Source organism: Okeania sp. SIO3I5, from assembly GCF_010672085.1.
Lineage (GTDB): Bacteria > Cyanobacteriota > Cyanobacteriia > Cyanobacteriales > Microcoleaceae > Trichodesmium.
In genome coordinates this window covers 38,218-45,099 of the sequence record NZ_JAAHHT010000034.1, presented here as the reverse complement: position 1 = coordinate 45,099, position 6,882 = coordinate 38,218, and the positions used below count along the sequence as shown (strand labels likewise).

Genomic DNA, 6,882 nt, shown 5'->3' with positions numbered 1-6,882 from the left:
AAGTGAAATTAAGTTCGGTAAATCAGATTGAAGTTGGAGCGATAGAAGCAGAAGGAACAACAGCAGGAGGAAAGATAAATCTAGAGTCGGGCGATCGCCTCACCACAGATAGCATAAATTCCAGCGCCACATCAGGAAATGCAGGGGAAGTAAAATTAAATGCGCAAAATAATATAGAAGTTGGAGCTATAGAAGCAAAAGGAACAACAGGAGGAAATGTAAATCTAGAAGCAGGTGATCTGTTGATTACAGGTAGCATAAATTCCAGCGCCACATCAGGAAATGCAGGGGAAGTGAAATTGAGTGCGACAAATAATATAGAAGTTGGAGCGATAGAAGCAAAAGGAACAACAGCAGGAGGAAATATAAATCTAGGGTCAGGCGATCGCCTCACCACAGATAGCATAAATTCCAGCGCCACATCAGGAAATGCAGGGGAAGTAAAATTAAATGCGCAAAATAATATTGAAGTTGGAGCGATAGAAGCAAAAGGAACAACAACAGGAGGAAAGATAAATCTAGAGTCAGGCGATCGCCTCACCACAGATAGAATAAATTCCAGCGCGACATCAGGAAATGCAGGGGAAGTGAAATTAAGTGCGGAAAATGATATTGAAGTTGTATCTATACAAGCAGAAGGTGGAAATCTTGGAGGAAATGTAGAAATAAGTACCGGCAATACTCTCAGAATAACAGGTACTTTTTTCAACCAAAATCAGAATCTTGCCAGCATTTCTACCGCTGGAGAATTAGCAGGAGGAAATATTGCTATTAGTACAGGACAAACATTTACCGTAGGAGATGCTACGACTAACGGTTCTGTTGGAGCAATTACAGATGGAAAAATTACTATTTCGGGCGATCGCTCTCTACCAAATAGTTTCGTTCTCAAAGAAATAGAAGATTCTCAACCACAGAACGACAACTCTAGTGAAACCACAACCGAAGATACCGAAAATACTGAAAATACTGAAAATACCGAAGATACAACAGAATCACAAAGTCAGGAAAGTCAACCCCAACCAGACTCAACAGAGTCTAGCAATTCTAACGAAGACAACCAAACCGCAGAAGTGACTGAACCAGAATTAGACGAAGCATCGGAAAATCCAGAATTAAACGAACCATTGGAAAATCCAGAATTAATCGAAGCATCAGACAATATTGAGGTAGAAACAACTCAAATTCCTATTGAGGAAGATAATGAACCATCCTTAAATACAAACCAGGAAGTACAGATAGCATCTCAAGAACCGGAACCAAGTTCTCCAGTTTTAGACAATTCCGAACCTATTACCTCTGTCACAGAAAATGTAGATAATATCGAATCATCAATAAATTCACAAGAACAAACTGCTCCTCCCCCATTAGTTGTTGTAGAAAATGAAAATCAAACCACAGTAGAATTAGAACAAACTAATAATTCTCAACTTCTTTTGGAAAATCCAGAGACAAATAATATTTTAGAAAATACAAACTCTAGTCTAACTACACCAGTGTCTAATATTTTAGAAGACACGAACTCTAGTCTAATTGAACCAGTGTCTAATATTTTAGAAGACACAAACTCTAGTCTAACTGCACCAGCGTCTAATATTTTAGAAGACACAAACTCTAGTCTAACTGCACCAGCGTCTAATATTTTAGAAGACAGAAACTCTAGTCTAACTGCATCAGCGTCTAATCAAACAGTTGCCATAGAAAATCCTGCTCAAGGTAACTCTTCCCAGAAAGCAACTCCAACCATAATCGTAGAAGAAAATATTACAACTACTGCCTCAGAAATTTCTCCCAAAAATAACTTCCATCAAATTAGCTTAACAGATACCGTATCCCAGATAGAACTAACCAGAGACAGGGAATTTGCTAGTTATTTAGGGAAAGATATCTCCAAGAGAACTGCCACAGCAGCAAATATCCGTAATACTCTCAGCAGTGTTGCCAAAATAGGTATAAAACCAGCAATTATATATGTTTCTGCACAACCCGATTATTTAGAACTACAATTGTTTTTGCCCAATGGTAAACCAATCGTTAAAAGTATCAACAAAAGCAGGGAGGAGGTAATTGAGGTTGCTAAAAAATTCACTAACCAAATTAGAACCCCTAGTCAATTAGATTCTGACGATTATTTATCAAATGCTCAAAAATTATATCAATGGTTGATTGAACCAATAGCTCAAGAATTGGCAAATCACGATATAAACATGACAATTTTTTCAATGGATAGTGGTTTGCGAACTCTTCCCATAGCAGCTTTATATGATGGTGATGACAAAGAATTCCTAGTAGAAAAATATAGTTTGGGTTTAATTCCTAGTTTTAGTTTAACCGATACAAGATATGTGGGATTAAATGATTCTCAAGTTTTAGCAATGGGAGCATCTGAATTTCCTGCGACTGCTAACCAAACTCCTCTACCTGCAGTACCTGTAGAACTTGAAACCATTGTCAATAATCTTTGGCGTGGTAAGTCTTTTTTAAATCAAGAATTTACTCTGGAAAATTTGAAGCAGCAACGCAACAAAGAAAAATTCAGAATTATTCACTTAGCTACTCATGGAGAATTTCATCCAGGAGGTGCTGACAATTCTTATATTCAATTTTGGGATACTAAGCTACACTTAAATGAGTTGCGTCAGTTACGTTTGTATAGTCCCCAGGTGGAATTATTGGTTTTGAGTGCTTGTACTACTGCTGTGGGAGATGAAGATGCTGAGTTAGGTTTTGCGGGATTGGCAGTCCAAGCAGGAGTAAAGTCTGCTTTGGCAAGTCTTTGGTATGTTAGTGATACTGGTACATTAGCTTTAATGACTGAGTTTTATCGGAATTTGTCAAAAAGACCTATAAAAGCAGAAGCATTACGAGAAGCTCAATTGGCAATGTTAAAGGGAGATGTGGATTTACAAGATGGTCATATACTCCGAAATGGTAATCAATATTTGCCTTTACCACCGGAGTTAGTCAGGGGAGGTAAGAGGGATTTATCTCATCCTTATTATTGGGCAGCATTTACAATGATCGGTTCGCCTTGGTAAGAAAAAGGTGTGGGGAGTAGGGGAGTGTGGGAGGTGTGGGGAGTGTGGGGAGTGTGGGAAGTGTGGGGAGTGTGGGGAGTGTGGGAGGTGTGGGAGGTGTGGGAGGTGTGGGAGGTGTGGGAGGTGTGGGGGGATCGGTTATTGGAGGTGTATTAGAGTATTTTTAAACCTTTTTCTGGCATAATTCCCACAGAAAATTGCGCTACTCAAAAATCAACATCCTGGGCATTGATACCAAACAGATATCTCCAAATAGTCAAAAATACATAACTTCCTACTCCCCTACTCCCCTACTCCCCCACTCCCCCACTCCCCCACTCCCCCACTCCTGACTCCTCAGAGATACAATAACTAATTACCCGGATTCTATTTTTTATAGCGCTACGCATTAAGGTTAAGACATTTATACATATTGAAACCCTTTGACAGTTTACTATTCCCTATTCCCGATTCAAGTAGCGCTATAATTTCGAGAAAAACTTCCAGATTTACAACTGGGAAGACCGAATATTCAAATGTAGACAAAATTAATACTAAAGTTTCTATCGTAGTTATATCATGTCCGCTGGTAAACCTAACAGGCAAGATGCCTATTCCATAACAGGCAAGATGCCTATTCCATAACAGGCAAGATGCCTATTCCATAACAGGCAAGATGCCTATTCCATAACAGGCAAGATGCCTATTCCACAAGGAATATCTACAAAAAATTTAAGTTTTTTTGGGGTTAATACCCTTAATTCTAAGAATACTAAAGCTTTCCAAGAATACTAAAGCAATACACAAGCAAATTTCTAAATTCTAAATTCTAAATAAGGAGTATATAAATGTTAAATACTATCAATGGCGTTTTCAAAACTTCTAGCGAAAATAACCCATATCTATTAACTATGTCTAAGGAAGCAGTTGTTGATGAAATAATTCAACCTAATGAAATTGGTAGAATCCGCTATCGAGGTAGTGTATGGAATGCTAAATGTCTCCAAGAAATTACAGTTTATCCTGAAGAAGTTGTGTATGTGTTAGGTAATGATAATATTACTCTGATTGTAGATACTTTTCCAAATAATGATGATGCTTATCCTTCTCAAGGCAAGAAAAAATTACCTCCTGCAACACCTTTATTCGTTCTCGGTAATTTCTTACTACTACTCTTAATTTTGTTGTAATTTTAACTATATATCTATTAGACATCTCCGAAAAAGATATAGACTTTTTGTAAAAGTAGGGAACAGGGAAGATATTTTGACTGAAAAGGTAGGGAAAATGATGTGTTGAGTAAATTTTACAACTCTAGTTTATAGTAAAAAAAGAGCAAATTTATTTTCAGGAGATGTCTTTTTTTATTCCTCATCTTCCCACACTGAAATATCTGTGTGGGTTTTATTTCTAGGCATGAGTTCAACAATGAATAATGAATAATGAATAATGAATAATTACCTCTCCTTGAAAACGGATAGGATTGACTAATTATGAAAATTTTTATTTATTATCCCCTCTCTTGGTCGATTGGATATGCCGAGGAGACCTCGGCATCCCTCGACCGCTATCCAAGGGGAGGCTTTAAACCCAAATTTTTCGGTAAGGGAATAGAGAATAGGCAACGGGCAATAATTTGACTGTTAATTTTTCAATATGATTCCTATAGTCAAAATTTTGATAATTATTGCTCTGCTGATTAAATATCAAAGCATTTACATACAAAGACTAAAGCCTTTTTAGGCATTGAAAAAGTACAGGGATTTTATTCTAAAAAGCTAAAAAAGTTAGGATGAAAGGGTTGACGCGAGGCAGAAAAACCAAGGGATAAAATATCCGACTAGCAACTCTAAATTATCCATTCCTCCTGTCTCCTGTCTCCTGTCTCCTGACTCCTACCCTTACTCGCGTATACTTTTTCAGCAAACCCTAATTATTACATTTTAAAATTAACATTTCTTACTCCTCTAGAGAATCATTTTCTGGAGGAGTTTCAAATTTATAACCAACTTTCCAAACAGTTGTTATATATTCAAAATCACAGCCAGATTCTCTAAATTTTTTGCGAATCTGACCAATATGTACATCAGAACACTTTGGGTCTCCCACCCACTGACTATCCCATACTTTATAATATATTTCCGAGCGTTTCCAAGCATAGCCAGGTTTACTAGCAAGACAAAATAAAAGGTTAAATTGTATATGAGTTAGAGGGATAATTTTATTCTTAAATTTAACTTCTCTAGTAGTAGAATCTAACACTAAATCCCCGAACATTAATTGCTCTAATTTTTTTTGAGAAGGTGATTTTTGACGTTTCAAAATTGCTCTAATACGAGCACCAAGTTCTACTAAACCAAATGGTTTGGTGAGATAATCATCAGCACCTAAACCAAAACCTTTGACTTTATCTGCTTCATCAGCTAAACTCGTCAGCATCAGTACAAATACATCATTATAACTTTGCATTTCCTGACAAAGTTGAAAACCAGTAGTGTCTGGTAAATTAATATCCAAGATAACTAAGTCTGGTTGAAATTCCTTGAACAAAACTAAAGCTTTTGCACCATCTTCTACGGACTCTACTCGATAGTTTTGTTGATTTAAATAGCGATGAACTAAGTTTCTAATTGCTGAGTCATCCTCAACCACAAGAATTTTAATAGATACCATATTAAAACTATCCTCTTTATTTATATTGTTATACCATGTCCGGATAAGAGCGTGATCAAAACACTTCTTTCTCCTAGTACATTCTTTTCTCCAGTCTCAAGTCTCAAGTCTCCTGACTCCTCCCTAATTATTTATAACTATTCAACCGGACATGATATTACTTTACAAGTTTAACTGCTAGGGCAATTATGGCAAACTGAACGGTGAATCGTCAAAAGGTTCTTATATTTTTCTTCTTCAAATGACTGGAAAATGTGGGAAGGGTGAGAAGGGTGAGAAGTGTGGGAAGTCTGGGAAGTGTGGGAAGTCTGGGAAGTGTGGGAAGCAGGAGAAATAATTTTTCCTTGATTTTTCTGCCATAGTTATACAATTTCGACCTGATGTTGCGCTTAATAAAAGATAACAACTATTGGAAAAATTCAGGCTTTAGTAATAATTATTAAGCGCATTTTTACAGAGAAATGAGATTACCCCAAAGTGCTGACTTTATGCAGCTATTTTAACCGAAAAACTGGTACTTTTTCACGAATTAAAATGACTAAAACCTTGCTCTGTAAATGCTTTTATATTTAATCAGCAAGCCCGACTTAAAAGCAGAGAAACTGGGGAAAGTATCCAATACCCTACACTTGCTGATATTAATCTCCGACCAACTCGGTTTCTTAAGTAATTGTCAAGAAGCAATTCTTTCTTAGCTATAAATAGTTAATTCTTTATGACCGAATAATTAATAATTAAATAATTAAATAATTCAGCTTTCTTAGCCTCCCCAATAAAGGGGAACAAAATAAATTTTTTCCTTTTAGGGAGAGGTAATTATCCATTATCCGTTATCCATTAATGAATACTCCCTGCTCCCTACTTACTCTTTATAATTCTTTATTTGCGGAGGCGATCGCTTAGTTTCTCGTAGAGCAAATTCAGGAAAGTATTAAACTGTGGCTCATATCCTTAATCTTTTAATACTTATTTGACACTATAGCAATCCTCTAATGTATTTGTGTATAAAAATCTTACCGCTTTTCGGGAATAGGGAATAGGGAATAGGCAATAGGGAAGAGTTTCGGAGTTTATTTCTAGTTTTTGAATTGTTACAACCTATTTAGGATTGCTATATAAACAGTCGATAAAATTGAAGGAATGATTATGAATTGTTGAAATTGTCAATTTGCACTATTAGAGATATAATATT

At 36.3% G+C, this 6,882-nt stretch carries 4 protein-coding genes; 3 read left to right on the top strand and 1 reads right to left on the bottom strand.

Annotation, left to right across the window (positions count from 1 at the left end; translation table 11 throughout):
• From F6K40_RS10745 to F6K40_RS10735, 3 genes are all read left to right on the top strand, one after another.
• The coding region (locus F6K40_RS10745) for a CHAT domain-containing protein (protein ID WP_293135287.1) at positions 1-3,038 on the top strand (3,038 nt) is incomplete at its 5' end.
• A 26-nt stretch (positions 3,039-3,064) separates the two neighbouring features.
• Positions 3,065-3,205, top strand: a complete 141-nt coding sequence (locus F6K40_RS10740; RefSeq protein ID WP_293135284.1) for a hypothetical protein — start codon at positions 3,065-3,067, stop codon at positions 3,203-3,205.
• 660 nt (positions 3,206-3,865) lie between these two features.
• Positions 3,866-4,207, top strand: coding sequence for an NfeD family protein (locus F6K40_RS10735; protein WP_293135281.1), 342 nt, complete (start codon positions 3,866-3,868; stop codon positions 4,205-4,207).
• A 769-nt stretch (positions 4,208-4,976) separates the two neighbouring features.
• Here F6K40_RS10735 and F6K40_RS10730 read toward each other — a convergent pair.
• Positions 4,977-5,690 (bottom strand): response regulator transcription factor, encoded by a 714-nt coding sequence (locus F6K40_RS10730; protein WP_293135278.1) that lies wholly within the window; start codon positions 5,688-5,690, stop codon positions 4,977-4,979.
• Positions 5,691-6,882: the final 1,192 nt, after the last annotated feature.